Consider the following 858-nt stretch of genomic DNA (forward strand, 5'->3'; position numbering starts at 1 on the left):
ATTCGCGCCTTTACCGGACGTGGAATTCTGGTTTGGGGCGCTAGAACCCTAGATGGGAATTCTAATGATTGGCGGTATATTAACGTAAGAAGAACCTTGATTTTTATTGAACAATCTGTTAAAGATGCTGCCAAAGCTTTTGTTTTTGAAGCCAATGATGCCAATACTTGGGTCAATGTTCAATCTATGATAGAAAATTTTCTCACGGATATTTGGAAACAAGGAGGTCTGGTTGGCCCGAAAGCTGAAGATGCCTTTTCTGTAAGTGTCGGACTGGGAACTACGATGTCAAATAATGACATTCAACTAGGAATAATGAGAGTAATGGTAAAAGTTGCCGTATCTCATCCAGCGGAATTCATTGAAATCACCTTCCAACAGGAAATGCAAAAAGCTTAATTAAATCAAATCTTAACAATTAAAAACATAAAATTATGGCAGGAGAAGCTCAAGGAAATGTGTGGCCCTTATCGAAGTTTTATTTCACAGTAAACTTAGGTTCACAAGATAAAACCGTTGCCTTTCAAGAAATATCCGGTTTGGATACAGAAACGCAACCCATTGAATACAGACATGGAAACAGTAAAAAGTTTTCTACAATTAAAATGCCGGGCATTGAAAAATCTGGCAACGTCACGCTTAAAAAAGGAATTTTTGTTAAGGACAATAATTTCTGGAAATGGTATAATGCCATCAAGATGAATACCATTAAACGAGAAACAGTGGTGATTCAGCTATTAGATGAAAAAGCAAAACCAACCATGACCTGGACCCTGGCCAACGCATGGCCCACCAAAATTACTGGGACCGACATGAAATCAGATGCCAACGAGGTAGCAGTAGAAACATTGGAATTGG

At 38.6% G+C, this 858-nt stretch carries 2 protein-coding genes; both read left to right on the forward strand.

Translation table 11 applies throughout. The features are described from left to right. On the forward strand, positions 1-399 hold a 399-nt coding region (locus QWY87_RS17815; RefSeq protein ID WP_290293745.1), incomplete at its 5' end, for a phage tail sheath C-terminal domain-containing protein. Between the two features lie 35 nt (positions 400-434). Then, the coding region (locus tag QWY87_RS17820; protein WP_290293746.1) for a phage tail protein at positions 435-858 on the forward strand (424 nt) is incomplete at its 3' end.

This window comes from Lutimonas halocynthiae, assembly GCF_030409835.1.
GTDB classification, from domain to species: Bacteria; Bacteroidota; Bacteroidia; order Flavobacteriales; family Flavobacteriaceae; genus Lutimonas; species Lutimonas halocynthiae.